Source organism: Pseudomonas sp. COW5 (assembly GCF_026240005.1).
Classification (GTDB): domain Bacteria; phylum Pseudomonadota; class Gammaproteobacteria; order Pseudomonadales; family Pseudomonadaceae; genus Aquipseudomonas; species Aquipseudomonas kribbensis.
In genome coordinates this window covers 4481634-4507050 of sequence record NZ_JAPHVP010000001.1, presented here as the reverse complement: position 1 = coordinate 4507050, position 25417 = coordinate 4481634, and the positions used below count along the sequence as shown (strand labels likewise).

Here is a 25417-nt window from a genome sequence, read left to right as displayed (position 1 = left end):
TTAATCATGGACTATTACGTAGATGTTACTCCAGCGCCAGCACCATCGATATTTTATGCATCACAAGCCGCTTTGGGGCGTAACCCTCCCAAAGAAAATTTCGGCTTTGGTGCCACACAATTTTTAACAAACCGGTATACAGGTTTAAACTTTTCCGGCGCGGATATCGACGGCACAGAAAAGGTTCCAAAAGCCTATCCGCAGAATGACTCCACATCTCTCCTTCCTAAGAGCGCAGACGCTCGACCGATTCGACCGCTCGTTAATGAACGACAGCTTCAAGGACGAGACCTGGAAATTAGCAAAATCGCTGAAGACCGTATAAAACTTCTTGCAATAAAATACGCAAATGATTCCATCTCAGCGGAGATGATTGCACGCCTTGAAATCCTCAATTCTAGATTAATTGAGCGTGCTCCAAGAGTTTCCATTGAACAGATAAGCCACCTAGAGGCGTCAATCGATTCTATAAAATCAGTGGAGCAGTCTATACTTGACCGTGCAAAAAGATTGGGACTGCCAACTTGAACTTTACAGTCTTCCAGTATCCGAAGTCGAAGCACACTAGATCTTTGGCTCCAAGACTATTCAAGCGTTATCAAACCTACAAGCGTTATCTACAGCACGAATTTTCAAGAACTTGTGTTTATTGTCGACAGCCTGATAGCAGCGCACCAAATTTGAATTTTGGCGTTGATCATTATCGCCCTAAAGGCATACCAAAATTTGCCAGCTTAGAGTGCAACTATCAAAACCTTTATTACTGCTGTGGTAGTTGTAACTCTCGTAAAAACAATGACTGGCCGAAAGATGAAAGCAAGGGGCCTTACATTGTGAATCCGTGCGACTACATTATGAGCCAGCACCTGAGATTTGAATCGACCAAAGGCACTATGGCGACCCGCACTAAATTTGGCGAGTATACCGAAGATCTTTTACAATTAAACGACCCCACCCAGGTGGAATATCGCAAAACCACACTTGCAATTTTAAAAATGGCCGCAATCAATTTAACATCTCTAAACAATCAAAAAACACAAATAATTCAACTTTTCCAACAAAATACGATTTCTGCCGACATCTATGATGACGAAATCGGAAATATAGATGACGAAATAAAAACCATTGAAACTTTCATCCAAAACAACACCGGTTCGAAACCGCTGCTTCGTGTGCGAAACTTAAAATAAAAATGCATTGGCCCATGTTTGAAACATGGGCAACGACAACGTCCGTTGTCGACATTTTTTCTTATCTTCCAAATTGGCACCGATCGCCGGGAATTTTTGGTAACGCTGTGTAATCCCGGCAAACACCGGAAAGCCAAGCAGGCTGGAGCTTACAGCCGTTTTGCAAGCGGACTGGACGGTGTAGGATTCGCGACTAATGCCAACACCTCTGAAAACGTAAAAAACCCGTTCAGTAGGTTTTGCAGACTGAAACCTCTGCAGACCGGGCCTCCCCCTCCCCTTACCAACTCGCCCCCGCCCCGTCGCGCTATGCAAAACTCCTACACTTTTTTGCAAAACCTTGCACTGCGTGCAATCGTTCCTATTCACACAGCCCCCACAGTGGGCCTGGATTGAATAGGCAATTGCAGCGCTCTGATCTTTGCACAAAAAAGGGACGCAAAGCCCGCCGGCGGGAGGGGGATAAGTGATTTATCAGCAGATTTTTTCTTGATGCCGAAAGCTTTCTCGCCAGGGCTTCTTGGCGCACGTTGGGCTTTGACACGAGTGAGGTACTGACCACCAGTCGCAGAACCATGCGCCGACGTAGATCCGCCCGTTATACTGTTTTTATGTACAGTATCTTGCGACACTTGGGTGCCAAATGAACCGAATTTTTGTGAGTGATATCCCTGTTAATCATGCTGCCTTGGGTAGGTGGCAAATGCTCTTGCGAGACAGGGAAGCATTACTGGCAAAGCCAGGTGCACATCACAAAGCGCTCCTGTCTGAGGCCCACCACCTACACCGTGCGCAAATCATTGATTCGAGTGTCCTATGCGACTTTCTGGAACTGGCAGACGCCGCCCTGGCCTTCGCAGTGGAAACATTGCACGACATCAAGACTGAAGCTTAGAAGGCCGCCGAATGCACTTACTCGTCACTCCAATGCGGTTACGTGGCGTACCGCTCACTTCAAAGGAAAGGCGCCGCTATCCGGCGATCCGAGGCAATGTCATGGTGAACGCAACCATGTGCCATGAACTGGGGCGCGCCGCTAATGTTGCACGCCTTGAAGTGGGAATGCCGCTTGATCCCGACCCGATTCCCCCACTGCTTGATGCCACACTTGCAGGTATGGCTGTAACCGGTTTCGTTCTGAGCGGAATCGAATACATTGATGATTGTGCCTACGCCCAATCCTGGTGGTGTCGGGAAGGGTAGATCTCCGGTTCGACACAACGAAATCACTTGAAATAGGTGTGATAACACTGGCTTACTGATCCTCTCAATCCGAGTGAGCCAGGGATAAAAATGGAAGTTATCGCAACCACACCAGAAGTATTACAAAAACTGCTGGACTTAAACGAAGACCACTTTAATGACGTTAAAAGTGCTCGCATAAGCCCAGCAAAGCTTCAAGAGTCATTTGTTGCCTTCGCAAACTCGGATGGCGGTGACCTATATGTCGGAATTGAAGATAAGGCTGTGGAAGGAGAAAGGATTGTTGGCTTTAGAGAACAGGAAGACGCTAACGCTGTAATTTCCACGCTGCTTGAACAAACCGAACCTGCTGTAGAAAATTTAACCGTAGAGTTCTTAGATTCTGGCGATAGAGGCCTCTTATTACATCTAGGCATTCCAAAGAGCCCGAAGGTTCATTATACCGCAAGCGGCGATTGCTATATCAGAGTAAACGCCCAAAAAAGAAAGATTAAAGGCGAGCGTATCACTCAGCTCGGGTACTCAAAAGGCGCTGAACTATATGAACGAAAAACCGTTGATGATCTAGACATAGAGGAAGTCATAGAAAGCCCCCATCTGAAGGATTATATGCAGCGCGTCAGCTCCAACCTTGATCCGAAAATTTTTCTAAGAAAACAGCGATTATTGACTAAGAAAAATGATGAGCGGATACCTAACGTGGGATGTGTATTGCTGTTTGATGAGGAACCGCAGGCTACGCTACAAACTCGCTGTGCGATAAAGGTATACAGGCTCCGCACAACCGAAAAGGAATACAAGAGAGAGCAGCTCGAAGAGATGCCTGTAACGATCAACGGAACGGCCGAACAAGTAATCAGCCAAGCCATTGCACAAGTAGCAAAATATATTGATGGCGCGTCCTATAACGATGGAAAAAAAATAATAAAGCTTCAGTACCCAGCTGAAGCACTCAAAGAAATTCTTGTTAACGCCGTCATACACCGAGATTACAGCTTAAATGACGACATCCATGTACGGATATTTGACAATAGAGTAGAAATTAGGAGTCCCGGACGCCTGCCAGGCTATATGACCACCGACAACATATACGATGATCGATTTTCGAGAAACCCAAATATTGTACGAATGTTGCACAACTTACCAAACCCAGTAAATCACGATATTGGTGAGGGTCTTGACACAGCGAGAAACGAGCTAAAAAAAGTAGGACTCGTCGCACCGAGTTTTGAAGAATCCGAAAACTCATTTATTGTAACTATTAAGCATCAGAAAATTGCCTCGGTTGTGGATATCATCGAAGCATACTTAATCGAAACCCCTGACGCAGTGCTGACGAACAAATTGGTCAGACACCTGAGTGGCGAAGATGATATGCAGAAAGTTAAAAAAGCGCTTCAGCGACTCCGAGCAGAGAACAAGATAAAACCCATAGATGAAAGCGTTCCCGTATTCAAATATGAGTACATAAAAGCATGATTCTTTGGATGATGCTCACAGTGTGATTATTTTAAGTTGAGAGGCGAGTTGCAGCGCATGTGCTGCACCGCCTTGGAATTCGGCGGAATTATTGGGAGCGGGCGTAGGGCCGTGTGTATGTCCGGCCAGCTGTTTGTTCATTTCATGCAAAAGGTCTAGCGTATCGCATACCATCTTGAACAAATTCACGTCATTAGACCCGACCCAATTTTTTGGCGCCTGCATCCGCTGACTCACCGCCGCAAAGCTTCGCCGCATCCCTTCAATTCTTTCCTGCATATCGCCACCAACCGTGGAACTGTGCTTCTGACCCACGACTAAGTTCAGATCCCGCCCAGTGGCTTGGTGCAAATCGTCCACCGCCGCCAAGCTTGCAGATCCGCCGGACAACAGCTTGAGTGCGCCCAGCGCCTCGATCTTTTTCACACCACCCACCGTCTCGGTCGAATGGTCATCGACGGCCCGCGTGTGGCTCTGGAACTGCTCGCGGTTGTCCAGGGCTTCAACCTCACGCTCGATCGCTTGATCCCGAATCTTGCCATCGGTTTGGCGTAGCCAGTTGCCGTCCGCGTCGACGCGCTGCTGTGCCGTGCCGCTGTGCTGCCAAACCTGGTCGCCTTTCGGCACCTTAGGCATGCTCAGACCGTGGGGCAAGATCGATTGAATGTAGGGCTTGTTCGGCAGACCATAGGCGAAACACACCACAACCCGCGTGCCCTCCTCCGGAAAAGCGTAAAAGCCCATGCCCTCGCCGCCTGTGGGCAGTGGCAACGGTACACCAGTGAGCGGCGGCATCGCCGGATCTGGCTCGTCGTCGGCGCCCAGGACTTCAATGTCGATCGCGTAGCGCGGACGGAAGTCGTCGCAGATCCCGGCATCCGCCGGGGCGTCGGCCACGGCAGTGACCCGGCCAAAGCGCGGCAGGTGATAACCGCCGGTGAGTTCGGGAAATTGGCGCTCTACAGCGCGGCGGATTGCGTCTTCCATCGGATGGCCATCTGGTCATTGGCGAGTGCCACACTGGTGACACGTTCGCCGGAGTTGATCGTTGCACCCGGTCGCAGGCCAGGAAGGGCCGCGACCATTGCGCTCTGGTTGCCCTGGTAGCCGTCGAACAGCTCCGTGGGGATCTGCAGCGCCGCCCGGGCGCCGAAAAAACTGTCGGCCCAGCTGCCGGCGAACACTTCGCCGTTGCCCAACTGGTGCCAGGTGAAGTCGGGAATACTGAACACTCGGGCCAGGCTGTCCATGGCCTGGTATCCGGCAGCAAGGCTGTAGAAGTACGGTGCCTTCACGCCGGCGTAAGGCCGATCGGGTACGCGAAAGCGCAGGCCTGTCTGCTCGCTGATGGCAGCCAGCACGGCGCGCAGATCGACGTGACGCAGGTTCAGCGGCAGCGGGTTGGCCAGCACTGCAGCCAGCTCACGGCAGAACAGCACCTGCTCCTTGGCATTGGCGGCGGTGCAGCGCTCGACGTAGCCGATGAAGTGGCGCTGCAGCGTGCGGTCGTTGTAGCCGATGTCCAGCGTTACCAACCCTTTCAGCGGCTCGGCAGACTGCACGGTGAAATTCGCCCGCCCTGGACTGGTGGCGTCCAGCCGAACGTCTTCTTTGACCAGGGGAACAGGCGCGCCATTGATGGCCAGAACTTTGTGCAGTTTCACGTCTGCTCACTCCCGCCCAGCCACTTGTCGACTCGACCCAGCACCTTTTCAAAGCCACTCAGTTCGGGGTTGTCGCTCGAACCTGAGCTGCTACCACCTTCACCGACCGAGTTGCCCGGGGCGCCTTGGGCATCGACCTTGTTGCCGGCACGTCGACCCTCGACCTTTTCCGGGTTCGATTCGCGCTCGCTCAGCGTGAATTGCACCAGCCAGGCTTTCAGGTTGTCGGCCTCGCGGGCGCTGACGCCTTCGGAAAACTCCACCTGGCGCACGCCGAACGCCTCGGCGGTGTCGTTCACGACGCGATACAGATGCAGCTCACCGCCGCTCGCCGTGGCTTCGGCCAGACGCATCAAGTCAGTCAGTTGCACCCGATCAACGAAGGGGATCATCAGCGAAACGGCCAACGTTTTGGGCTTGAAGCCCTTGTGCGCCTTGTCGGTGTTGCTGGTCTGCCCCGACATGTCGCCGCTTTCGATGCGTAGATTGCCTGTGACCTTGAGGTTCTTCCCCTGGACTTTTTGCCCATCGAGCAACAGCGTCATAGGCCCACCAGCTCCCGTACAAAACTCAACCCCTCTTGCGTACCCACCAGCAGCAGGCCGGCGCATTGCACCCACTCATGCCCAGGGGCATCGCCGCTCAGCAGCTCCTGGCGCAGCTCGCTGGAATTACCCGGGCCAATCAGGCGCGCCCGTATGCTGACGTCGGGGTTACCCTCAGCCAGGAGTTTTTTTAGGCCGGCCAGTTGTTGATCCCTGCCCTGTTGCTGTGCCGCCTTGCGAGCGGCCAGCGCCGCCAGATCGCCCAACGGCGAACTGTCGGCGGCGTAGCCCTCCAGCACAGCCAATTGGCCGGCCATCGATTGCTTGGCAGCTTTGACCACCGTGCAGCGCTCCAGGGGCAGTCCTTGCCAGCGCGGCAACGCGCCGGCGCCGGGGATCTCCCACTTTTCAGTCTCAAGTTTCATCAGGTGCTGGGCGCGCCGCTCGGTGCGCACCAGGTCGCCGATCGGCAACAACGCGTTGAACCGCGACAGGCCTCTGGCCAACTGTTCCAGACGTGTCCCCAGAAACAGAATCGACAGGGCATATTGCGGCCCGACCGGACGGCCCAAGTCGGTGGCGTCCTCCAGTTTATTGGCCAGGTGTTCCAGCACGTTCGGCGCCGACAGGAAACGCTGGTAGCCCTTGCCCTGGCCGATGCCGCTCTGAAATGGCGTCACCACCAGGCACGACGGCACCTGGCCCAACTGTTCGGCCAGCGCGGCACGTCCGGCTTCAATAGCGCCTTTCGCGGCATCACCGACCGGCCCCGGGTTGGTGCTGGCCAAACCTTCCAGGCCCGCCAGACGCTGGGCGGTACTGGCCAGCTCGCCGGTGGCCAGATCCTTGGCGGCAGACAGACCGCCCATCCATTGCGTGGCCTGTTCCGGCCAGCGCATCGTCACCGGTGACCAGGTCATGCTGGCGGCGTCCATTTGATGGCGTTCATCGCTTTGCTGTCTTGCTCGTTGAACGCCTTGGCCAGCGCTTGGCGCAGATTTTCGGCATGCAATTGCGCCGCCTGTTTGAAACGGAAAAGGTCTTGGCCAACATCGCGCAATTGTTCTGCGGTGTGGGTTCTGAAAGCTTTGTGCTGCTCCATGTCGGTACAGGCGATATCGGCGGCCAGGCCCGAGAGAATGGAACCGGTCAGATTGATTTGATCGACCAGCGCACTGTCGTAATGAAACGGCCAGCCCAGGGCTTGAGAAACGAAGCCCGATTCGGTGTACAGGGCGCACGCCTGGTTGATTTCCTGCTTTTTCTGCTCATTTAGCGAAGCCAGAATCGCAGCGGTGTCGTCGACCCAATGGTCATTTTTCCAGACTTGAAGCGGCTTTGGCTGCTTGAGTGTGTAACCGCTCGGCATCGGCGCGAAGCCGTCCAGCGTCAGCGGCTCTCCGGTTTTGATGTTGTACGCGGTCACACCTTGGAAAAAGTCCAGCAGTTGCCACTTTCCATCAATCCAGCATGCAGCCTTGTGTTCAGGTTCTTCCGGCGGCGGGATTTCCACGCAGCCCGCCGGGATCAGGAAAACGTCGGGTTCCAGTTGGCACGCCTCTGCCTCGGTCGTGCCGACATAGCGGCCAAAGGAATTGGTTTGATAGACGATTTTTCGGTTCATAAGGGCGCTCAGTATTTGATGCAGACGAGAAATGCAACGTTGTCCGGACGGGACTCATTGCCCCCGTCTGCAGCGACCGTGACACCGTGGACATGGTCACCGGCGGCATAGATGTTCAGGCCGTGGGTGTGGACACCGTCACCATTGATGCCGACGGCGTGGGTGTGGGCAGCGTGGGCGCTGCCGAACTCCCGCCAGAACGCGCCGCCGGAGCTGGAGCCCATCACCGACCCCGCGACGTTGCCGCCAACGTTGACGCCTTGGTTGCCCATCAGAATTTGGGTGTTTCCTTCACCAGCGCCTGCCGTCCAGGCCGAGTGCCCGTGCCAACCGGCGGCATCGATATGTCCGCCGTGACCGTGTGCACCGGCTCCGGCAGTGGACGCCGCGTGAGTGTGCGAGCGGTTCTGGTTGGCCTGTTCACTGCCCAACGCCCGGCCAGCGTCCACAACGCCACCGTCGCTCCAGGCGCGAATGAACTTGCCGCGCATATCGCGCACGTTGAAGGTGTTGACGCCGTCGCCGGCGCCGTAGCGGGTGCCGATCACTGCGAACAGCTTCGCGTAGGTCGTTCGGGAAATAGCGGCGCCGTTGCACTTCAGCCAACCCGGTGGCGCGCTGGTCATATCGAACGCGGCGACCATCCCGGTCATCGAGTCGCCGACTTGTTGCTGCAGCTTGTTCAGCGCGGCGGTCGAGGCAATGATTTGGCTGCTGTTGGTGGTCGGGTCGTCGCTGATTGCGTTGGGGACGTTGCTCAGTCCGACATCTTCTTTCTTTGTGCCTCGGGCGCGCAGGCGCGGGTAGTCGCCGTTCCTGGCCGCAAGGTAGGTAATCAGCGAAGCGTCGATTGGCTCGGCCACGCGCCTGTCCAGTGCAATGGAAGCATTGGGTATCTCGGCGAGGGGAACGCAGTAGTGGCCAACGCCGGCGCTGTCGGTGTAATCGGTACGATCGGCTCCGAACACGATGGTGTAGCTGGCCACAACGTCGTTGAGTTCTCGCTTCAGGGCGACATCAAGCCAGGCGACTGTGGGGTAGCTCGGCGGCTCGATCTTCAATGGGGTCGACCGCACAACACGAATCCCCGCGACATAGGCGCCGCCTGGCTGCATCTGAAACGAATCATCAACCCAATCAATTTTGAATCCGGCACCAAAGAAACACGCCCGGCCATAGACGTCACCATTGATTTGCCGCTGACGCTCATCAATGCCCGCCAGGCGCACAGTGAAGTCATGTTGCCAGGTGCTGGCATCGATCTTTACGCCAGTCAGCGCCTGGGCACCGTCGAACGCCACCAGAAAGTTGCGGGTGACGTTGTTGCCGATCTGCAGCGGTGGGATGTTTCTGCGCTTCTGCTGCAGCGGCACGTAGGACACGGCGAACAGCAAACCGTCAGCGTCCTCAAGGCCGACCCAGTTGAAGTCCCAATCGCCGACGTCTGAACCCAGCTGCGCGCTGTAGACGATCTGGTTGGGGTTCACAAAACCGCTATTGCCCTCGGGAATCTCGTAGGTGTGCACGATCTGGCCCGCCGACGGCTTGCCGGCAGCACGATCTACCGGCGCTTCGGTGGCCAGCCCGGGCACGTTGGCGAAAATGAATTTCGTGATAACCAGGGGCTTTTTCTGGCTTTGTTTCAGGGCGATTTGGCCTTCGCCGGCCAACGTAATAATGGCGCTCACTTTGCGCTCCTACAGGCTGGCGACCAGCGTTTGCTGGTCGTCGTTGAAGTCGATCAGGCCCACTTGCAGGCCCACAGGGGTGATGGTCACAAAGTCATAACGCCGGCACGTCCGACCGTATTGCTGGATCAGCACACGCAGCAGCTCGGGATTCAGCGACAGCTGGGCGTTGCTGAATTTCAGCAACACGACGTCCCAATCCCGGTCGGGCTGACGTTCCTCGATCTCCACATAGCCGACGCCCAGGCGCTCGAAAATGCGTTTCATGCCGGCGGTGCTGCCGGCGTCGACCGAGTTCACGAAGGCGTATTTCACACGCAGCCGGAACAGGCTTTCCGGTTCACCGGCGAAGCGCGTCACGTCACGCTGCCAGGCCCAAAGCTCAAGGATGCTCAGGTGGCACGTATCGGGATCGATCTGCGAATAGGGCCAGCGCAGCCACCCGGAGACGGTTTCCCACCAGGACTGTGCAGCGGCCAATAACTTGGCCAGCTCAGTGCCACCCAGCCAGAAAGGTAATTTCAGCTTGGTCATTGCGCCGTCACCTTCAACTGGCCCAGGCGCGGAATGTTCAGACCGCTGATGATGTCCTGGCCGGGTAGAAAGCGCAGGGAAGCGATATCGGCGAACTGCTGGTGGAGTTCTTCACTCAGGCGGCTATAACTGAATCGCGACTGGGGATAAGTCAGCGTCGGCTGGTAGTCGGTCGCGGTGCTTTCGCGAAACGCCGCCCGCACGAACAGCTCGACCTCTTTCACCAGGGCGCTGATTCGCTCGGCGCTCAAGTTTGGCTTGGGCCACAGCCACAGCGTCACGGTCGCCGGGACTTCAGGCATGACCATCGCCAGCAGATCGTCACCATGGCCGTGATTGCCCTGGTCGCGAATGTGCGCGTTGATTTGCTCCAGGTATGTCGCCGCCGGCACGCCGGCATCAAACAGAATGTAGGCATTGGCGCTGCCCGGCCCACGGGGTGCGCCATGTTCGAAGTACACGCCATCCGGACGCACGCCCGGGAAGGCGGAAATCATGGCGCGATACACCGCGTCGGTGTGCCACTGGTTAACCGCCGAGAACTGGTTACGCACGCGCAGGCGCAACTGGTCGTTGGGTTCCGGATCTGCACCTGGTGAAGCCAGCCAACCGTCTTTGTTCACCACCTGGACAATGCCAGGGATCGGCACCGGCAGGATCGCGTAGTAACCCGGGGCCAGGTTAAAACCGCTGCCGGCCTCGATCGCCTCGACCGGAACATCCAGCTGGAGCTGGCCCTGCTGGAACGTCGCCGGCGCCGTGGTGACCAGTTGGTAAACATTGCCGTTGATCGCGGCAGACTGCACCACTATGCCCTTTTCCAGCTGCAGCACACCGTCCGGAACGGCCCGGGTGAACAGCAGTTTCCCCTGGGCCTTGGTCGCGCCTTTACGCTCGACGTTGACCGCCCAGGCCAGCGTATCCAGCCAGGCGTCGACCGCTGTTTTTACAAAGAAGTTGGGCAGCACGGTCAGGCACAGGAAATCCAGCAGCCACAGAACCGGCTTGGTCACCAGCGCAGTCATCACCCGCCAGAACGGCGAATAGCTGCTGGTGTTGGCCACCTTGGCGCCCTGGGCCTCGACCTCTTTTTCCCACGCGGCCTTCAATCCCGCCTCGGTGGTCGGGATGCCGGCATCGGCGATCACCTTTTTAAAATCGACGCTCACAGGCTGACCTCAATCGATCCGAATTTGATGGTTTTCGCAGTGACCAGGTACACGCCCGGCGCCTGCTCCGTGATGCGGGCCGTCCCCGGCACCAGTCGCACGTCGTCCTCCACCAGCAGCTCCATCTGCTGAATGCAGTCGCGTTGGCGCAGGCGATCGCGCTCGGCCACCAGCGTCACCAGCAGCCCGCTGTCGCGGATCATGTGGGCGATGTCCTGGGCAATGCAGGCGCGGTCATCGACCAGCAGCGGCTGGTGCGACGGATCCAGTGCCAGGTCGTTGCCAACGATCAGCAGATCCACGTATTCGCTCATCCGCCCACCGCCATGGCGACCATGTTTTCCATCTCCAGCGGGGTCATCGGCTTACCGGTGTTGATGGTCACGTTCTCCACATGAGTTCCCTTGTTCTGGCTGCTGTTGTTGTTCTGGATGCTGGTCAGCAGGCCACCCGGCGGCACTGCAGACGGACGCGCCGGCGACAGGCTGGGGATTGCCGCGTTGATGGTCTGTTGGGCTTTCTGCGCAGCGTTGGCGGTGTCGGAGGCACTGGCAGCGGCGTCGACGCCTAACACCTCGGGCATACCGCCGAAGCGCGCTTCGATGTTCACGCCCGGGATGCTGTTCAGCAGCTCGATCACGCCGTTAACGGCCTTGGTGAAAATGCCGACGATGCTGTCCCACGCGGCCTTGGCCATGCCCGACCAGCCGCCCATGGAGTTGAACCAGTCGGACAGCTTCTGGAACGTCTCGGCAACGGCTTGAAACGCGGCGGTATTCATCAGGGCCGTCGTCCATTCGTCCCAGTAGTAGACGGCTGCAGCGATCGCGGCGACCAGGGCAACGATCCCGACCACGATCCACACCACCGGGTTGGCCATCAGCGCCGCGTTGACCAACCAGATCGCGCCCTGCCACAGCATCATGGCGCCGCGAATCAGCGCCAGGCCGGCGCTCAGCGTGTAGATCACTGCGACGTAAGCCAGGATGGCCAGCTTCTGCAGGATGAACACCGCGACGGTGCGCAGCCCCATCAGTTGGAAGACTTTCCAGACGGTCAGCATCCCCAGCCAGGTCATGCGGGCAATGCCCACCACCATGGTCAGGGCCGACATTGCAGCGACGATGCCCATGATCGACAGCGCAGTGATGCCGACCACGCGGGTGATATTCGGGAACAGCTGCGACCAGCGCACCAGCGTTTTGCCGATGTCCACCATCTTGGTCATGAACGGCGACAGCACCGGGATCAGCACCTGGCCAAACACGGTTCGCATGACCTCGACCAGGGACGCCCATTGCTGCCAGGGATCGACCATCGCCCGGGCCATCTGCTCGGCGTTCTCCAGCCCGCGTACCTTGCCCAGCTGCTCGATGCCATTGCGCAGCCGATCGGTGTCCTTGGCCAGCGCGCCGATCACTTGGGCGCCTTCGCCGCCGAAGGCCTCCATCAGCTTCGCCCCGGCTGACGCGCTGGTGAGGTCGCCGAACTTGCCCTGGAGCTTGTCCAGGATGGTCATCATCGGCAGCACCTTGCCCTGCTGGTCGGTGAACTTCATGCCGAGCTTTTCCGAGGCGGCGCCGATGTTCTCGAAAAACGCTTTGTAGCGTCCGCCGGCGTCGCCGCCTTCCATGGTGCTGCTCAGCGTGCCGATCACCGCCATCTGTTCAGCCAGGTCGACGCCGGACGTCGTGGCGATCGCACCGGCTTCCTTGAAGGCGTCTTTCATGGCTGCGCCACTGGTGCGGAACAGCTGCACCGCCAGCGCCGTCTGGCCGCCGAGTTTTTCCACCCACGCGCCCTTCCCCATCGCATCAGCTTGGGACTTCTGCAGGTTGTAGAGCGTGCCGACGTATTCGCCCATGGTTTCGGCGTCGGTCTTGGTGGCCTTGGCCAGCAGGTTGCTGGTGTTGGTAAACGTCGCCAGCTGGTTGCCGGCAAGGCCCTTGATGGCGCCCTCGATGAGGTACGCGGACGCCACAAAGTCCTTGGCGTTCTCGCCGTAGTTCACCGCGAACTCCAGCGATTTGCTGTTCAGCGCCGCCAGCGCGTCTTCGGCCACGCCCAGCGAGCGGACGTCGCCCAGGGCGCGGTTGACCTCCAGCGCCGGTTCCATGGATTCGCGGATGGCGACCACGCCTGCAGTCAGACCGCCCAAGCCCAGGCCGATCGTCTTAATGTGCTTCTCGCTTTGATCGGAAAGCTCGGCAAAGCCCATTTTCACCTTGCCCAGGGGCGCGGTGACCTTATCGGTCAGGCTTAGAATGAAAGCCAGGCTGGCGCTACGGTCTGCCAAAATCGTTACCCGTTCAGCGCAAGGGCAATGCCGTTAGCCACGGCAAACTCCATGCGTCTCCAGTGTTCGTCCTCCAGCCACTTGGCCGTGCCCATCGCCTCGGGCGTGGGTTCGGCACCAGGTAGCCAGCGGTTCGTCAGGGCCATCAGTTGGCCCAGTCCGTTTTCGCTCAGGCGCTCAGCGTGCTCGAGCGCTTTTTTACGATCACCTCAACGTTGGGCGCGTATTCCTCCAGCAGCGCACCGGCGAGCTGCATCACCATCACCGGATTGGCCAGCAACGGTTTCAGCACGGCTTTTTGATCCTGCAGCACGGTGTTCATCAGCAGGTTGTTGCCCGGGGCGACCTTGTTGGTTTGGGTCAGCGCGTTGAAATACTTGGTCACGTCCGCCGGCGTCAGGTTGAAGGTGAATTCGTTTTCGCCGACTTCCAGGGTGATTTCGGTGTTTTGCTGGCTCATGGGGTGGTTCTCTCGTTGAGGTTGGGAAAAGTGGTGTCCTGGTGCGCGGGCGATCGCTGGCACACGCCACGGACGTATTGCTGCAGTCCGACGATCATTTGTCGGCTTTGGGTGAGTTGATCTCGGAGGGTGAAATAATCCGGTCGAGCGTCTGCAGCGAGTTCGGCGCGTCCTGCATCAGCCACGCGGGCGGTGCCGGCGGTGCCGGCGGTGGCGGACACAGATCCGGAGGCGGGACAGGTGGCGCTGACGTACAGCCGGCCAGTGCCATCGCCAACAGCGCGGCGCAGGCGTTCGTTCTCAGTGCGTGCATCAATCAATTCCTTGGTGTTTCGTTGGTCGATCGCGTCCCGCTCGGCGAGCATTTCGCCGCTGATGCGTGCCGCGTGGCGCAGCCCGACCACCTCAGTGTTCAGGCCTCGCAGGCCTTCCAGCGCGTCGTCGCGTTGATCCACCACGCGGATAAACCAGTACACAGGCACCAGTGCGGCAATCAGCATCCCGAGCAGGGCGGCCTTGAAAGGTGAAATGGTCATTTCAGGCAGACCCCCATCTCGGCCAGCCGGCGGTTGTGCAGCCCTGGTACAAAACGTTTCTGGCCGTTGGCGTCAGTCACAAAGGCCCATACCGGCGTCTTACCGTCCTGCGCCCATGCCAAGGCTTTGCAGCCTTCGGCAATGCGTCCGGCGTTGATAAGCGCGACCGCTCGACTGGCGCAGGTGCTGGTCACGCCGAAGTTGTGGCCGTGGCTGGTGAGGGCGTCGAAGGTGTTCTGGCTTACGTTCGGGTTGGTGATGCACTCGGCCAGCTGCAGCTGCGTTTTGCGGATCACCAATTGCTCCACCTCGGCGCACTTGGCGGGCGACCAGTATTCGCCGACCACAACCGGGTACGGGCTGGTAAACCGGGTGATGCCTTTGCACACCGTGGGCAGTCCGCCGGCGAGCTTGTCCGCGTAAACGGTGTTCTGGCCGTTGCCTTCCCAGGTGCCCAAGAAGATCACCAACGGGGTGCTGGCCAGCGCGATCACGCCGGCCATGATCCTGCCGCGCAGGCTCATGGGAACCACACTCGCAACAGTGCCGGCACCGCCATCTGCAGGACGGCGCCAACCAGCGTCAGGATGGTCAGCAAGCGCCCGACTTTGGAGCCGATCACGTTGACCGCCAGGGTCAACGCCTGCTGTCCCCTGTTCAGTTCCTTGAGCTGACCAGTCATGTTTTCGAATTGCTGCTCAAGCTTGGTCACGCGAGTCGGCACGGTGTCGTGACGACCTTCAAACTCGTTCATGCGGTGCTCGATCACGGCGATTTGCCGCTCCAGCGCTCCCAGACGCGAAGTTTCAGTGGTCATCGGCGTTTACTCTTCTCGACGTCCGTCTGGCACGGGACGCACCGGGTTATGCCACCGTGCGCCTGGCGCGCCGGCGGGATTGGTTTGTCGCAGTCCTGGCAATGGGTCAGGCTCGGCCCGACCGGCACGGGCTTGCTCAGTTGGGCTTTGATCGCCTGGTCACGTTGGCGTTGCTCCAGCTCCTGGGCACGGTCGAACCAGTCCACCATCAGCGCAGCCCCTCGGTTTCAGCAGCGGCCAGGTACGGAACGCCGTTGATGCGGATGAAATCCGGGCTGGTGACGTCGAACGGCACCTTGTGTTTGCTCTTCTCGCCGCCCTTGGGATCGATCGACAGCAGGCTGGAGACCTTCACCCGGCAACCGAATGCTTCCACGCGCATTTCTTCGTCCTCGCCGGCCTTGGCAAAGAACACCGCGTCAAAGGGTTTCAGCTCGCGGAAACTGCCCGCCGAGCGGGCGGCATCCACCAGCAAGTTGAAATTGGTGCTGTCCAGTTCCAGTTCGCCGGCGGCGGCGACGTCGCCGTCCACGTAGCCGTCCGGCACACCACGGGTTTGGGCCACTGCCGAGTTGTCGGTGATGTCCAGGGTGCAGCTTTCAACGTGCAGCGCGATGTCGCCCAGGTTCACGTCAAAGTTCTTGCCGCCAATCTTTGCCATGGGGCGTTACTCCGTTTTGTCGGTGGAAAGATCCAGAGCGATGTTCGCGGCCAGGTCTTTCGGGCAGTTGAGGGGTTTGAGCTTGAAGTAGGCGACCACCTTGGTTTTGCTCAGCCAGGTCAGCACCAGGTCGCCGTCCTTTGGCGGCTCGATGTCGCCGGGGAATACCTGGCCAGCAAAGGTGATGGACTTGGCCATGGCGCGCAGCGGCGCCATCAACTGGTTGGTGTTGACGGCCATGCTGTTGGGCGTGTTGTTCAAGCGGCGATCGGCCACGCGGCGGATCAGCAGCGCCCGGATCAGGCGAGCGGCCTTGTCGGTGATACGCAGGTACTCCACGACCTGAAAGTCACTGCCGGGGGTGTCCAGCATGTTGCCGTCACCCCAATACACGCCCGGGTAGTCCGGATAGGTCTGCGACACCGAGTAGCGCGCTCGATCCAGCTCGCTGCGCACAGCCGACGGCAGTGGGATTTTTTCGCCGTCAATCGGCACAGGGCCAAGGCCCAGCACGGGGCCAGTGGCGACACGCATCGGACTATCCGCAATGCTCACCGAAGCGTTGGCCAGGCGACCGGCGAGAACGCCCAGGTCATTGCCGTGCAGTTGCGGAACGACCAGAACACGGGGTGCGGCCAAGTTGGCCAACAGCGCTTTTCGCTCGCCCATGTACTGCGCCCAGGTCTGGTCGGCAGTGACGCCAGGTGCGGACGCCATGACGAACACGCGGCGTCCATAGGTGTTGCTCAATGAGATTGCAGCGTCATGCATGGCCGAGATTTCCGCCGGCGCGATCACCGGTTTGGTAATCACCACGGACTCGACGGAGTAGCCCTGTTGCTGGGCCTTCTCCAATGCATCGACCCAATTGCCCTCGGCGCCGATCGGAGCGGCAACGCATGCCCAACGCTGGCCACCGTTGAGACGGGCAGCGGTGATTTGGGTTTTCAGGTCGCTGCCCGGAACGCCCAGGGCGGCATCCAGGTCGCTGTCCGTGTTCAGCGGCAGGAACTGGCCGACGTTCTTGCCGGCGGGGCCGATGAAAAGAAAGTAACGCTCAATCTCGCTCACAGGCCCTTGGCCCAGGTTGAGATTGTCGACGGTGACTTGACCGAGTGCCATGCAGTGCCTCGTTAGCGGGGTGAATTTAGGATTTGTTGCAACACCTGGTTAATCAGCAGGTTGGTGTCGCGTTCGGTTTCGGCGCCGATGAACTGGCGTTTGGGCAGCGTGATTTCCCAGCTCTGCGCGCCCGACGACTCGCTGCGCTGGTCGTCCAGGATGCGGATCAACAGACCCGCCTTGGCGTAATTCACATGTTCTTGAATCCACGCCACGGACGGCCTGGTCAGGCTCTTTTTGCCGGCCTGGCGCACGCGGAATCCCAACCGACGCAAGCGCTTGGCCTGTTTCTCGGTCGCGGCCAGGCCGGGCGGGGTTTTGTTCCAGCGGCGCATCTGTGCGGCGGTGCGGCGTTCGCTGACACCGTTGTGTTGCTGGGCGGCGACCCATCGGGTCAGGGCGTTTTTCCAGCCCAGTTCCGCTTCGTCAGCGGTCACGCGGGTGACCACCATCAACTTGGCCAGGCCGGCTTCCATCTTCTTTTTGCCTTTGCCATCGCCCCGGCGCGGGGCGAACGGCGTGCCGTCCAGGTTCTGCTGGTCGCGCACACGCTTGCGGCTCATCGTCCGCACGCGCTTGGTCACCTGGTTCAGCAAACGCCGGCGCAACTGCGGCGGCAGGCTCAGCAACGCCAGTTGCTCGCGCACGCCCAAGCGTCCGCGCACGTCGAGTTCGAACGTGCTACGCCCCGCCATTGGTGGCCACCTCGCCGCGCTCAGCGATCCACAGGTCAAACGGGATGAACGCCCAGGACTTGCCGAAGGCTTGGATCTCGCCGTCCGGATCTTCGGAGAGGTACTGCGGCTCGACGAATTCCAGCGTGACTTCAACGTCGAACAGATCGTTGTCCAGCGGCTCCACGGCGAATTCCGGCGCTGGCAGTTCGTGGCGGTCGCGATCGGCGTCGTGGGTCTCCAGCCAACTGCCCACCAGGGCCATCATGCGGGCCGGATTGGCGGCGAAACGCTCCAGGACAATCACGGCGCGATAGTGCATGTCGGCAAAGTGCATGCCGTCGACGTCGGGTTTCCAGATCAGCGACAGCTTGACCTGCTCCGTCCAGCTGTCGAGCTGTTCAGGCTCGACCAGGCGGTGCTCCAGCAGGTAGGCGGTCAACGCCTGCAGCTTGGTCATAGCAATTTCGCCGTGATGCGGCCACGGCCCTGCAGGGCGCGCACTGCCTGTTGGCTGAATGCCAGAAACGTGTCTTCACGCTCCGGCGCTTCCTTGCCAGTGTTTTCGGCGCTCTCGCGACGTGTAACGGTAGCGAACTGCTGCAGGGCGCTGGCCTTGGCGCGGCAATACACGGCGCGCTTGTACAGCTTGGCTTTGAATGCACGTTCAGGCAGCAGCATCGGATCGGCTGTTTCCACGGCGGTGATGCCTGCTGCCAGCCAACTGGCCTTGAGCTTGGTCAGGTCGGTATTGACCTCGGCCATCGCGATAAACAGGGCGTCGGTCAGCAGGTCGCCCAGGAACTCCGCCGGCAGGCGGTAGCCCTTCTGGAATTCGGCCACGGAAAGGTTCGGCCAGAAGCCGTCGTTCTCGATCGCCTGTTCCACAATGGTGGTGGGTTTCCCGGAAAAGCTCATTGCTGACCGCTCGAATTAGGGCGGGGAGACTGTTTTCCGTGGGGCTGGCCATAAATGGCAGACACACGTCCACAGTTCCCCGCTGGGGGGGGGTAGTCGGTTATTGGGCGCCGGTGGCGGGTGTTTGTTTGGCGATCGCCTTACGGCACTTCGCAATGCGCGTTTCGTTGCCGGCCTTGGCGTACAGCTCGGTGGAACGCTCCAGATGCCAGAGCGCGGTTTCCCATTGCTCGGCCTCTAGGGCGCGCATGCCGATCAACTTGTGGTACTTGCTCGGGATCTGCTCGATCAGATCCCATTCACCGTCGACGCGCGGCAGCAGGTTGGACAGGTACGGCTCCGGACTGCGCTTGGCGTTGTATTGGTCGTAGGCCCAGTCGATTACTGCATCCGCGACAAAGGTCTGCACGTCGCGCCGCTTGAAGCGCTCCGGCATTTCCTGGCCCTGCTCGATCGCAAAGTCCGCCAGCACCAGGCCGTCTTCGAACTGCTCGGTATCGAACAGCCAGACCATCACCTGCACCAGGACGGGGTTCGGCATCACCAGGCCCGAGTCCATGTAACGCTGGATGAAGTCCTGATACTTGGGCAGGAGTTCTTCGCGCTTGAGTGCCTGGCGTCCGGCCAGCCCTTTGATCGCGCTCAGGCGCTCCAGGTCTTGAGCCAGTGCCGCTTCCTGCAGCTGCAGATGCTTTTTCGCGTTGGCCGGGCTGCTCAGGGCTTCCGCCGGCGAATACGCCAGCGGTGCCGCTGCAGCAGCGATCACTGCAGCGGTTCCCTGAGCCAAAATGCGGCGTTTGTGGGCAAGGGCCAGGCTCACTTCACCAGCTCCACGTTCTCGGTCAGCGCGATTTTCTCCAGCTGCTCGATCACGTAGCCCTCGTTGCGGCTGTTGTAATCCTCGACGCGGGAACGCTTCGGGTTGTCCACGGTTTGCTTGCGCCAGCTGGAATCCTGGAAGTAAATCGACAGGTTGTCCCAGCTGGTGACCAGCACGCCGTTGACCGGGAAGAACGGAACGCTAAAGCTCGGCAGACCGCCGTAGGTGGCAATCACCTGGGCGTCCTCAATGCGCTCTTTCTCGGTCGGGGTGTCGCCCTGCTTGGCGTACAGCTTGGCTTTGTCAGCGGCCAACAGGTCGGAACCGATGATCGCCACCAGGTCGCCGCCGTCGCGCAGGCGTTCGTCCACCATTTGCTTGGTGTCGTGCACCAGGGCGTCGAGATTTGCGTAATCGCCGCTCGGCCCCATGGTGACCTTGCCAGGTGTTTTGCCTTCCTTGAGCACCTGCTGCGGTGCCTGCTCGCGCAGTTGCTGCAGCCAGCCTTTGTTCACGTCCTGCAACATCGGATAGGCGCCGATGTCGGTCTGCGCTGCCGCGTGGGTGCCGTGGAAACCGACCATGATGCGATCCAGGGCGATCTGTTTCTGCACGGCGGCGGAGTAGCGTTGATGGAAGTCCGGGAATTTGGCCCAGGCATCGATCTTCGCGTAAGGCAGGCCCACGTCCGATTCGGTCGACGACAGCTCGTAGGTGCTGTCATCGAGCGCGGACGCATCTTTTGCTTCGCGGTCGGTGGTCTTGGTGTTGGTGCGGCCAGTCACCGGGCCGGACACGCCCAGGAAAACCTTTTGCCCCTTGATTTCGCTCACGCCGATGACGTTGATACGCGAGAGGAAGTCCGATTTGGCCGTGATGGCGTCGTTAAGCTCTTGGGCTACCGACGGTTCCACACTGAACTGTTTGCTGGCCAAGTCGACGCCGTAGGTTTCGGCGAGGGCAAGCTGCAGCTCGGCATACATTTTCGCGCCATAGGCGCTCAGGGAGTGAGCAGCCATGGTCAGAGTACCCGCGCTTTGGTCTTGCCAGCCGGGCCGGCGTTGCGTGGCAGATGACGGCCAGCAGGAGTGTTTTTCAGTTCAGTAAACTGTTTCTGCAGGCTGGTCAGTGCCGCCATCACGGCCTTGTTGCCGCCGCCGTTGCGCTTGAACTCTCGTTCTTCCTCGGCAGTAGTGACGATTTCGTCTACTGCAGCGCTGACATCATCGATCGGGGTTTGATCGGGTTCCGGTGCTTCTTCGGCTGCAGGCTCGATCACGGCCTGAATGCCGGCAGCGACGACCAGCAGCTGGGCCAGCAGGGCTTTCAAGGCCGTTGCGGTAGCTTCATCCATTGGGTGTTTGCTCTCGTTTGGGGTTTGCGGGGTGGTTTCGGTGGGCGTGTCTTCAATCCCGAAACGCTTGAACAGGCGGGTGAACATGGCGCCCAGGCGCCCGATCTCGCCCTGCGGCTCGGTTTCGCTCAAAGAGCCAAGTTCGTGGGAGGCGGCGTAATACGAATCGCGGCTGGTACGGCTGGAAAAGTAGAGTTCCTGAGTACCGACGCTGGCGGGTTCGTCAGTGACCGCGATGCCGGTCATATAGGCTTTGCCACGGCCCCGGAAATTCGGCCTGATCTCGATGCTGGTGAAGAGTTTTTCGCCGGCGTCGTTGAGGCGCAGCAACTTGTCGTTGGGCTTCAGCTGGGCCTCAAGGGCAACTTGGCCAGGCTCCAGATCTTCCGCGTCCTCGATGAGGCGCACAGCGAACACAGTGCCGAAGGAACCGAACCAACGATCGTGTTCACACCAGATAACAGCGGTGTACAGGTTTGGCGCGTACGTCTCGGCGATGTCGCGCAGTTCCTGGGGCAGGATCTCGCGGCCATCGACGGTCGGGCCGCTGGTGGCAACACGTTTCCAGTAGGAGACAAGGGAACGGGGCATGGTCGGTGATTGCGCTCAATCGTTGAATGAGCCGCCACGATAGGGAGCCGTTTTGCCCCAAACAAACGGTTGGTTTTCGGCGTTCTCCTATTTTCCGGATATAGGCGAATGCCGGGATTTAACCCCGCGTTTCCAGCGTTTTCGCCGCATAGACTGCGGCCCATGAACTACCCGACCGAAGTCAAAGAAGCCGCAAAACGCCTCTACCTACGCCGCTGTTCGGTGAAGGAAATTCAGGCGCATTTGAAGCTGCCCAACATCCGTATCGTCTACTACTGGATCCGCCAAGGCGCCTGGGACGAGATGCTTACGGATGAAGAACCGTTGAGCGCAGTCAGCCGGCGGATCACCCTGATTCTGGAAAAGATCGATTCGCTGACGGTCGCCGAGCTGAAAGAGCTGGAGCGCCTGACAAGCCTGCTGGAGCGCCTGAAAAAGCTTGCGGCAAAACCTGCGCCGGCAGCGCCTGCTGACCGTCCTGACGAGCCTGACGAACGCCAGTCAAGCCAACGCCGTGAGCGGCGCGAGGGCGGCGGCAAGAAGCGCGAAAAGAAGGTAAAGAACGACGTCAGCGGCCTGACCGAAGTGGACTTCCTGGATAAGTTCATCTCGAAAATGTACGGCTACCAGAAAGAGCTGTTCGAGGCGAAACAGAATCCACTGACCCGCCGTGTCCGGAACATCCTCAAAAGCCGTCAGGTCGGCCTGACCTACTACTTCGCCGGCGAAGCCTTCATGGACGCCGTGTTGAGCGGTGACAACCAGGTGTTCCTATCGGCAAGCCGATCGCAGTCGGAAATCTTCCGAAGCTACATCATCCAGTTCGCCCAGCAGTGGTTCGGCATTGAGCTTACGGGCAATCCGATCACCCTGAGCAACGGTGCCGAGCTGCGCTTTCTCAGCACCAACAGCAGCACCGCCCAGGGGTATCACGGCCATGTCTACGTGGACGAATACTTCTGGATTCGCGACTTCGAAAAGCTCAGCACCGTCGCCAGTGCCATGGGCACCCACAAGAAATGGCGCAAAACCTATTTCTCGACGCCCAGCGCCGTGTCGCACCAGGCGTACCCGTTCTGGTCGGGTGAAGAGTTCCGCAACAGCAAACGCGGCAAAAAGGCCGGCGGCGAATGGCCGAGCGAAGCGGCTTACACGCAGGGCGCGCTGTGTCCGGACGGTCAGTGGCGCAAGACGATCACCCTGGACGATGCGATCGCCGGTGGCTGCGATCTGTTCGACCTGGAGCAGCTGCAGCTGGAGTACGACGAAGACAAGTTCCAGCAGCTGTTCTACTGCAGGTTCATCGACAGCACGCAAAGCGCATTCAGTCTCAAGGATCTGGAGCGCTGCTACTCGGATCTGTCGTTGTGGGAGGACTACAACCCTGATCTGGATCGCCCGTTTGGCAACAGTCCGGTCTGGCTGGGCTACGACCCGAGCCGCACACGCGACGACGCCACCTGCGTGGTCATCGCGCCGCCGCTCGAACCCGGGGCGAAGTTCAGAATTCTGGAAAAACACAGTTGGCGGGGCCACTCGTTCACCTACCAGGCCGCGCAGGTCAAGAAGCTGACCGAGCGCTTCAACGTGCAGCACATCGGCATCGATGTCACCGGCGTGGGTTACGGCGTGTTCGACCTGGTGCGCGACTTCTACGTCAAGGCAACACCGATTCATTACAGCCTGGAAGCGAAAAACGCCCTGGTGCTGAAAGCCCAGGACACGATCCAGGGCAGCCGCATCGAGTGGGACGCCGGTTGGACGGACATTGCCCAGGCATTCCTGACCATCAAGCGCGGCGCCACCAACAGCGGCCAGATCACCTACAGCGCATCCCGTACCGAAGCCACCGGTCACGCCGACATTGCCTGGGCGGTGATGCACGCCCTGTCCAACGAACCTTTGAACACCAACAAGCGGCGCCGTAGCCGCTACGTCACGAGTAACCAGAGCAGCCATGGCCAACCGCAAACGCAGAAAGCACCACGTAGCCCAACCACAGCAGCAACCGATGCGCTCGTTTACGTTCGGGGAGCCGGAACAGGTGCTGTCCGGCAACATCGGCGAGTACGTGGGCGTGTTTCCAAGCGACGACGGCAAAATCTACAAGCCGCCAGTATCGCGGGCCGGCCTGGCGAAGCTGTTGCGCGCCAACGCGCACCACGGAGCCATTCCGAAGTTCAAGCGCAACCTGCTGTTGCGTGAGTTCATCGCCTCGGCTGGCTGCAGCACTGAGACGATGGGACGCGCCGGACTGGACTACATGGTGTTTGGCGAAGCGTACTTCTACAACGACACCAACGCATTCGGCCAGGTGCTGGAGCTGCAGCACCTGCCGGCGATCAACATGCGCGTAAAGGTCGACGGCGGCTACGTGATGCTACTGCCGGACAACAAGGAAATGGAGTTCGAGGCGCACGAAATCTCCCACGTCCTGGACTACGACGTGGAACAGAACATTTACGGTATTCCGGACTACCTGGGGGGCTTGCAGGCGTTGCTGCTGAATGAGGCCGCCACCCTCTTCCGCCGGCGCTACTACAGCAACGGCGCGCATGCCGGTTACATCTTCTACACCAACGACCCGGATCTGACCGAAGAGGACGAAGACGAGCTGCGCGCCCAAATCAGCGCGAGCAAAGGCGTGGGCAACTTCCGCTCGATGTTCGTCAACATCCCCAACGGCAAAGAGAACGCGATCCAGATCATCCCGGTAGGCGACTTCCAGGCGAAAGACGAGCTGGAGAAGGTGAAGAACATCACCCGAAACGACGTCATCGCGGCCTGGCGGATGAACCCTGCATTGGCCGGCATCATCCCGGAGAACACCGGCGGATTCGGTGACATCGAGAAAATCGATCGCGTGTACACCAGCAACGAGATTCGACCGATTTGCCAGTTGTTCGATCAGCTTAATGACCGGTTACGCGAAGACAGGCGATTTAGCTGGAAACCTGCGACAAATGCAGTGGATGCCACTTCATGAAATACCTTTCGAAGCGAATGCCACTACAATTTGTGGCAATATGGTGGCGATCAGCTGCCCCTGGGGAGGGACACTATGAGAGTTGTATGCAAGTGCGGCCACAAGGGCCGAATTGCTTCACGGGAAGAGGTAACAACGGAATTCGTGAAGCTGTATTGCCAATGCCTGGACGCCAGATGCGGGCACACGTGGGTGTCAAACCTCACGTTCTCACACACGCTCAGCCCTTCATCGCAGACCTTCGAACGAATGTTGATCGATCGGTTTCGCGAGTTGCCCAGGGCAAAGCAGCGGGAGCTTTTCGAGCAGTTGGGATCGCAGGCGGTGGCGTAACTGCAAATCGCCAACGCAGAAGCGTCGGCGATCGGGATCACTCAAGGAATGAGATTCAGCCCTCTACTGGCTCCTTTGGGTTTACGGCCAGTATCTCGGCAACTCGACGGACTTGCTGCTGCTCCACCTGGCTCAACCGTCGATAGAGATCGATCAAACGACGCTCGATATTTGTGAGTCCGGACGTATCGAACTCGGTTTTCTCGAACGTGGTGCGATCGTTCATCTTGCGATCCAACATGCTTACTACTCCATAAAGTGCATTGCTGAATCGACGTTATCGGGGCGGCAAACCGCATTGAAACAGAGGCGCGACTAATGAGTCAGGTGCATTGTTGCGAGTTACTTCCGCTGGCGAGCAGCGTCGTCTGCCATGGCTTCGAGAAAGCGACGAATTGCTTTTTGATCCTCGTCAGAAATGTTTCTGAATTGGTGAATCAATTCTTCTTCCGCAGCGCTAAAAAGTTGGCCCAGTGGCGTCGATCGCCGACCGGTAAGCACGTAAGCCGCGTCAACACCACGCTCCTCAAGCGCAGTGACATAACGGAGATCGAGAGAATTTGCTCCCAACTCGTAGTTCTTCTGTGTGCCTCTGCTAACGCCTAGCAGCACACCAAAATCAGTTTGATTTAACCCCAAGCGCTCGCGCTCTTCCCTGAGGCGTTCACCCACTCGATCCGCTATGAGCATTTTTTTAGCCACCACCATTGACTTGGTCATTTTTTTGACCAAGAATCACCACAGATAAACGCA

General features: G+C 59.0%; 33 protein-coding genes. 7 read left to right on the top strand and 26 right to left on the bottom strand.

Translation table 11 applies throughout. The features are described from left to right. The first annotated feature begins 6 nt into the window (after window positions 1–6). The 4 genes from OQ248_RS20605 (at window position 7) to OQ248_RS20585 (ending at window position 3872) form a co-directional block, all read left to right on the top strand. Window positions 7–528 carry a hypothetical protein gene (locus OQ248_RS20605; RefSeq protein WP_265813801.1) on the top strand — a complete coding sequence of 174 codons (522 nt, stop codon included), beginning with the start codon at window positions 7–9 and terminating at the stop codon, window positions 526–528. After that, window positions 525–1190, top strand: a complete 666-nt coding sequence (locus tag OQ248_RS20600) for a hypothetical protein (protein WP_265813800.1) — start codon at window positions 525–527, stop codon at window positions 1188–1190. The genes OQ248_RS20605 and OQ248_RS20600 overlap by 4 nt, the downstream gene beginning before the upstream one ends. Before the next feature lie 906 nt (window positions 1191–2096). Then, window positions 2097–2393 carry a hypothetical protein gene (locus OQ248_RS20590; RefSeq protein WP_265813799.1) on the top strand — a complete coding sequence of 99 codons (297 nt, stop codon included), beginning with the start codon at window positions 2097–2099 and terminating at the stop codon, window positions 2391–2393. A 90-nt stretch (window positions 2394–2483) separates the two neighbouring features. Next, window positions 2484–3872 (top strand): ATP-binding protein, encoded by a 1389-nt coding sequence (locus tag OQ248_RS20585; RefSeq protein WP_265813798.1) that lies wholly within the window; start codon window positions 2484–2486, stop codon window positions 3870–3872. A gap of 15 nt (window positions 3873–3887) precedes the next feature. Here the strand turns inward: OQ248_RS20585 and OQ248_RS20580 are convergent, their stop codons facing one another. The 24 genes from OQ248_RS20580 to OQ248_RS20465 form a co-directional block, all read right to left on the bottom strand. After that, window positions 3888–4859, bottom strand: coding sequence for a hypothetical protein (locus OQ248_RS20580; RefSeq protein ID WP_265813797.1), 972 nt, complete (start codon window positions 4857–4859; stop codon window positions 3888–3890). After that, complete coding sequence (locus OQ248_RS20575; RefSeq protein WP_265813796.1) at window positions 4832–5536, bottom strand: hypothetical protein; 705 nt, start codon at window positions 5534–5536, stop codon at window positions 4832–4834. Before OQ248_RS20575 ends, OQ248_RS20580 begins: the two co-directional genes overlap by 28 nt. Further along, the gene (locus tag OQ248_RS20570; protein ID WP_265813795.1) at window positions 5533–6081 is read right to left on the bottom strand and encodes a DNA-binding protein; all 549 of its coding nucleotides are present in this window, start codon (window positions 6079–6081) and stop codon (window positions 5533–5535) included. Before OQ248_RS20570 ends, OQ248_RS20575 begins: the two co-directional genes overlap by 4 nt. After that, entirely contained in the window at window positions 6078–7001 is a 924-nt protein-coding gene (locus tag OQ248_RS20565; RefSeq protein ID WP_265813794.1) for a hypothetical protein, read from the bottom strand. The genes OQ248_RS20570 and OQ248_RS20565 overlap by 4 nt, the downstream gene beginning before the upstream one ends. Beyond that, window positions 6998–7705, bottom strand: coding sequence for a hypothetical protein (locus tag OQ248_RS20560; protein ID WP_265813793.1), 708 nt, complete (start codon window positions 7703–7705; stop codon window positions 6998–7000). The genes OQ248_RS20565 and OQ248_RS20560 overlap by 4 nt, the downstream gene beginning before the upstream one ends. Before the next feature lie 8 nt (window positions 7706–7713). Further along, window positions 7714–9393 carry a phage tail protein gene (locus OQ248_RS20555; protein WP_265813792.1) on the bottom strand — a complete coding sequence of 560 codons (1680 nt, stop codon included), beginning with the start codon at window positions 9391–9393 and terminating at the stop codon, window positions 7714–7716. Between the two features lie 9 nt (window positions 9394–9402). After that, on the bottom strand, window positions 9403–9927 hold the full coding sequence (locus OQ248_RS20550) for a phage tail protein (protein WP_169840841.1): 525 nt from the start codon (window positions 9925–9927) through the stop codon (window positions 9403–9405). Next, window positions 9924–11096, bottom strand: a complete 1173-nt coding sequence (locus tag OQ248_RS20545; RefSeq protein ID WP_265813791.1) for a baseplate J/gp47 family protein — start codon at window positions 11094–11096, stop codon at window positions 9924–9926. The genes OQ248_RS20550 and OQ248_RS20545 overlap by 4 nt, the downstream gene beginning before the upstream one ends. Further along, complete coding sequence (locus OQ248_RS20540; protein WP_065257737.1) at window positions 11093–11410, bottom strand: DUF2590 family protein; 318 nt, start codon at window positions 11408–11410, stop codon at window positions 11093–11095. The genes OQ248_RS20545 and OQ248_RS20540 overlap by 4 nt, the downstream gene beginning before the upstream one ends. Then, complete coding sequence (locus tag OQ248_RS20535; protein WP_265813790.1) at window positions 11407–13392, bottom strand: phage tail tape measure protein; 1986 nt, start codon at window positions 13390–13392, stop codon at window positions 11407–11409. Before OQ248_RS20535 ends, OQ248_RS20540 begins: the two co-directional genes overlap by 4 nt. Before the next feature lie 5 nt (window positions 13393–13397). Further along, window positions 13398–13538, bottom strand: a complete 141-nt coding sequence (locus tag OQ248_RS20530) for a hypothetical protein (RefSeq protein ID WP_039013052.1) — start codon at window positions 13536–13538, stop codon at window positions 13398–13400. Window positions 13539–13561: 23 nt separating this feature from the next. Continuing rightward, window positions 13562–13852, bottom strand: coding sequence for a putative phage tail assembly chaperone (locus OQ248_RS20525; protein WP_065257739.1), 291 nt, complete (start codon window positions 13850–13852; stop codon window positions 13562–13564). Continuing rightward, entirely contained in the window at window positions 13849–14388 is a 540-nt protein-coding gene (locus tag OQ248_RS20520; protein ID WP_265813789.1) for a lysis protein, read from the bottom strand. Before OQ248_RS20520 ends, OQ248_RS20525 begins: the two co-directional genes overlap by 4 nt. After that, window positions 14385–14912 (bottom strand): lysozyme, encoded by a 528-nt coding sequence (locus OQ248_RS20515; protein ID WP_265813788.1) that lies wholly within the window; start codon window positions 14910–14912, stop codon window positions 14385–14387. The genes OQ248_RS20520 and OQ248_RS20515 overlap by 4 nt, the downstream gene beginning before the upstream one ends. Further along, a complete protein-coding gene (locus tag OQ248_RS20510; RefSeq protein WP_265813787.1) occupies window positions 14909–15205 on the bottom strand; it encodes a hypothetical protein in 297 nt (98 codons plus the stop codon). Before OQ248_RS20510 ends, OQ248_RS20515 begins: the two co-directional genes overlap by 4 nt. Continuing rightward, window positions 15202–15414, bottom strand: coding sequence for a TraR/DksA C4-type zinc finger protein (locus OQ248_RS20505; RefSeq protein WP_102685930.1), 213 nt, complete (start codon window positions 15412–15414; stop codon window positions 15202–15204). Before OQ248_RS20505 ends, OQ248_RS20510 begins: the two co-directional genes overlap by 4 nt. Continuing rightward, window positions 15414–15866, bottom strand: coding sequence for a phage protein (locus tag OQ248_RS20500; RefSeq protein WP_065257744.1), 453 nt, complete (start codon window positions 15864–15866; stop codon window positions 15414–15416). The genes OQ248_RS20505 and OQ248_RS20500 overlap by 1 nt, the downstream gene beginning before the upstream one ends. 6 nt (window positions 15867–15872) lie before the next feature. Then, on the bottom strand, window positions 15873–16988 hold the full coding sequence (locus OQ248_RS20495) for a DUF2586 domain-containing protein (protein ID WP_265813786.1): 1116 nt from the start codon (window positions 16986–16988) through the stop codon (window positions 15873–15875). Between the two features lie 11 nt (window positions 16989–16999). After that, on the bottom strand, window positions 17000–17683 hold the full coding sequence (locus tag OQ248_RS20490) for a phage virion morphogenesis protein (RefSeq protein WP_265813785.1): 684 nt from the start codon (window positions 17681–17683) through the stop codon (window positions 17000–17002). Then, window positions 17670–18122, bottom strand: a complete 453-nt coding sequence (locus tag OQ248_RS20485) for a phage tail protein (RefSeq protein WP_265813784.1) — start codon at window positions 18120–18122, stop codon at window positions 17670–17672. The genes OQ248_RS20490 and OQ248_RS20485 overlap by 14 nt, the downstream gene beginning before the upstream one ends. Beyond that, window positions 18119–18580, bottom strand: a complete 462-nt coding sequence (locus OQ248_RS20480; RefSeq protein ID WP_265813783.1) for a head completion/stabilization protein — start codon at window positions 18578–18580, stop codon at window positions 18119–18121. The genes OQ248_RS20485 and OQ248_RS20480 overlap by 4 nt, the downstream gene beginning before the upstream one ends. 100 nt (window positions 18581–18680) lie before the next feature. Continuing rightward, the gene (gene gpM, locus OQ248_RS20475) at window positions 18681–19400 is read right to left on the bottom strand and encodes a phage terminase small subunit (RefSeq protein ID WP_265813782.1); all 720 of its coding nucleotides are present in this window, start codon (window positions 19398–19400) and stop codon (window positions 18681–18683) included. Beyond that, window positions 19397–20419 carry a phage major capsid protein, P2 family gene (locus OQ248_RS20470; protein ID WP_265813781.1) on the bottom strand — a complete coding sequence of 341 codons (1023 nt, stop codon included), beginning with the start codon at window positions 20417–20419 and terminating at the stop codon, window positions 19397–19399. The genes gpM and OQ248_RS20470 overlap by 4 nt, the downstream gene beginning before the upstream one ends. Window positions 20420–20421: 2 nt before the next feature. Next, window positions 20422–21345 carry a GPO family capsid scaffolding protein gene (locus OQ248_RS20465; protein ID WP_265813780.1) on the bottom strand — a complete coding sequence of 308 codons (924 nt, stop codon included), beginning with the start codon at window positions 21343–21345 and terminating at the stop codon, window positions 20422–20424. A 162-nt stretch (window positions 21346–21507) separates the two neighbouring features. On the opposite strand from OQ248_RS20465, the gene OQ248_RS20460 reads away from it, so the two are divergent. The 3 genes from OQ248_RS20460 to OQ248_RS20450 all read left to right on the top strand — a co-directional run bounded on the left by OQ248_RS20460 (window position 21508) and on the right by OQ248_RS20450 (window position 24664). Further along, a complete protein-coding gene (locus tag OQ248_RS20460) occupies window positions 21508–23550 on the top strand; it encodes a terminase family protein (RefSeq protein ID WP_265813779.1) in 2043 nt (680 codons plus the stop codon). Then, on the top strand, window positions 23489–24331 hold the full coding sequence (locus OQ248_RS20455) for a phage portal protein (RefSeq protein WP_265813778.1): 843 nt from the start codon (window positions 23489–23491) through the stop codon (window positions 24329–24331). The genes OQ248_RS20460 and OQ248_RS20455 overlap by 62 nt, the downstream gene beginning before the upstream one ends. Window positions 24332–24406: 75 nt before the next feature. Next, window positions 24407–24664: an ogr/Delta-like zinc finger family protein gene (locus OQ248_RS20450; RefSeq protein ID WP_047293252.1), complete on the top strand. Its 258-nt coding sequence runs from the start codon at window positions 24407–24409 to the stop codon at window positions 24662–24664. A gap of 55 nt (window positions 24665–24719) precedes the next feature. Here OQ248_RS20450 and OQ248_RS20445 read toward each other — a convergent pair whose 3' ends face one another. Both OQ248_RS20445 and OQ248_RS20440 read right to left on the bottom strand, forming a co-directional pair. Beyond that, complete coding sequence (locus tag OQ248_RS20445; protein ID WP_260520287.1) at window positions 24720–24905, bottom strand: hypothetical protein; 186 nt, start codon at window positions 24903–24905, stop codon at window positions 24720–24722. 101 nt (window positions 24906–25006) lie between these two features. Further along, window positions 25007–25354: a helix-turn-helix domain-containing protein gene (locus OQ248_RS20440; protein ID WP_173892726.1), complete on the bottom strand. Its 348-nt coding sequence runs from the start codon at window positions 25352–25354 to the stop codon at window positions 25007–25009. Window positions 25355–25417 lie beyond the last annotated feature (63 nt).

Excerpts from the sequence above, each read along its gene's own strand:
- OQ248_RS20605 (WP_265813801.1), top strand. The coding sequence starts at position 7 with ATGGACTATTACGTAGATGTTACTCCAGCGCCAGCACCATCGATATTT.
- OQ248_RS20590 (WP_265813799.1), top strand. The coding sequence starts at position 2,097 with ATGCACTTACTCGTCACTCCAATGCGGTTACGTGGCGTACCGCTCACT.
- OQ248_RS20585 (WP_265813798.1), top strand. The coding sequence starts at position 2,484 with ATGGAAGTTATCGCAACCACACCAGAAGTATTACAAAAACTGCTGGAC.
- OQ248_RS20580 (WP_265813797.1), bottom strand. The coding sequence starts at position 4,859 with ATGGAAGACGCAATCCGCCGCGCTGTAGAGCGCCAATTTCCCGAACTC.
- OQ248_RS20570 (WP_265813795.1), bottom strand. The coding sequence starts at position 6,081 with ATGACGCTGTTGCTCGATGGGCAAAAAGTCCAGGGGAAGAACCTCAAG.
- OQ248_RS20565 (WP_265813794.1), bottom strand. The coding sequence starts at position 7,001 with ATGACCTGGTCACCGGTGACGATGCGCTGGCCGGAACAGGCCACGCAA.
- OQ248_RS20560 (WP_265813793.1), bottom strand. The coding sequence starts at position 7,705 with ATGAACCGAAAAATCGTCTATCAAACCAATTCCTTTGGCCGCTATGTC.
- OQ248_RS20550 (WP_169840841.1), bottom strand. The coding sequence starts at position 9,927 with ATGACCAAGCTGAAATTACCTTTCTGGCTGGGTGGCACTGAGCTGGCC.
- OQ248_RS20540 (WP_065257737.1), bottom strand. The coding sequence starts at position 11,410 with ATGAGCGAATACGTGGATCTGCTGATCGTTGGCAACGACCTGGCACTG.
- OQ248_RS20530 (WP_039013052.1), bottom strand. The coding sequence starts at position 13,538 with ATGGCCCTGACGAACCGCTGGCTACCTGGTGCCGAACCCACGCCCGAG.
- OQ248_RS20525 (WP_065257739.1), bottom strand. The coding sequence starts at position 13,852 with ATGAGCCAGCAAAACACCGAAATCACCCTGGAAGTCGGCGAAAACGAA.
- OQ248_RS20520 (WP_265813789.1), bottom strand. The coding sequence starts at position 14,388 with ATGACCATTTCACCTTTCAAGGCCGCCCTGCTCGGGATGCTGATTGCC.
- OQ248_RS20515 (WP_265813788.1), bottom strand. The coding sequence starts at position 14,912 with ATGAGCCTGCGCGGCAGGATCATGGCCGGCGTGATCGCGCTGGCCAGC.
- OQ248_RS20510 (WP_265813787.1), bottom strand. The coding sequence starts at position 15,205 with ATGACCACTGAAACTTCGCGTCTGGGAGCGCTGGAGCGGCAAATCGCC.
- OQ248_RS20505 (WP_102685930.1), bottom strand. The coding sequence starts at position 15,414 with ATGGTGGACTGGTTCGACCGTGCCCAGGAGCTGGAGCAACGCCAACGT.
- OQ248_RS20500 (WP_065257744.1), bottom strand. The coding sequence starts at position 15,866 with ATGGCAAAGATTGGCGGCAAGAACTTTGACGTGAACCTGGGCGACATC.
- OQ248_RS20495 (WP_265813786.1), bottom strand. The coding sequence starts at position 16,988 with ATGGCACTCGGTCAAGTCACCGTCGACAATCTCAACCTGGGCCAAGGG.
- OQ248_RS20490 (WP_265813785.1), bottom strand. The coding sequence starts at position 17,683 with ATGGCGGGGCGTAGCACGTTCGAACTCGACGTGCGCGGACGCTTGGGC.
- OQ248_RS20485 (WP_265813784.1), bottom strand. The coding sequence starts at position 18,122 with ATGACCAAGCTGCAGGCGTTGACCGCCTACCTGCTGGAGCACCGCCTG.
- OQ248_RS20480 (WP_265813783.1), bottom strand. The coding sequence starts at position 18,580 with ATGAGCTTTTCCGGGAAACCCACCACCATTGTGGAACAGGCGATCGAG.
- OQ248_RS20470 (WP_265813781.1), bottom strand. The coding sequence starts at position 20,419 with ATGGCTGCTCACTCCCTGAGCGCCTATGGCGCGAAAATGTATGCCGAG.
- OQ248_RS20465 (WP_265813780.1), bottom strand. The coding sequence starts at position 21,345 with ATGCCCCGTTCCCTTGTCTCCTACTGGAAACGTGTTGCCACCAGCGGC.
- OQ248_RS20460 (WP_265813779.1), top strand. The coding sequence starts at position 21,508 with ATGAACTACCCGACCGAAGTCAAAGAAGCCGCAAAACGCCTCTACCTA.
- OQ248_RS20450 (WP_047293252.1), top strand. The coding sequence starts at position 24,407 with ATGAGAGTTGTATGCAAGTGCGGCCACAAGGGCCGAATTGCTTCACGG.
- OQ248_RS20445 (WP_260520287.1), bottom strand. The coding sequence starts at position 24,905 with ATGTTGGATCGCAAGATGAACGATCGCACCACGTTCGAGAAAACCGAG.
- OQ248_RS20440 (WP_173892726.1), bottom strand. The coding sequence starts at position 25,354 with ATGCTCATAGCGGATCGAGTGGGTGAACGCCTCAGGGAAGAGCGCGAG.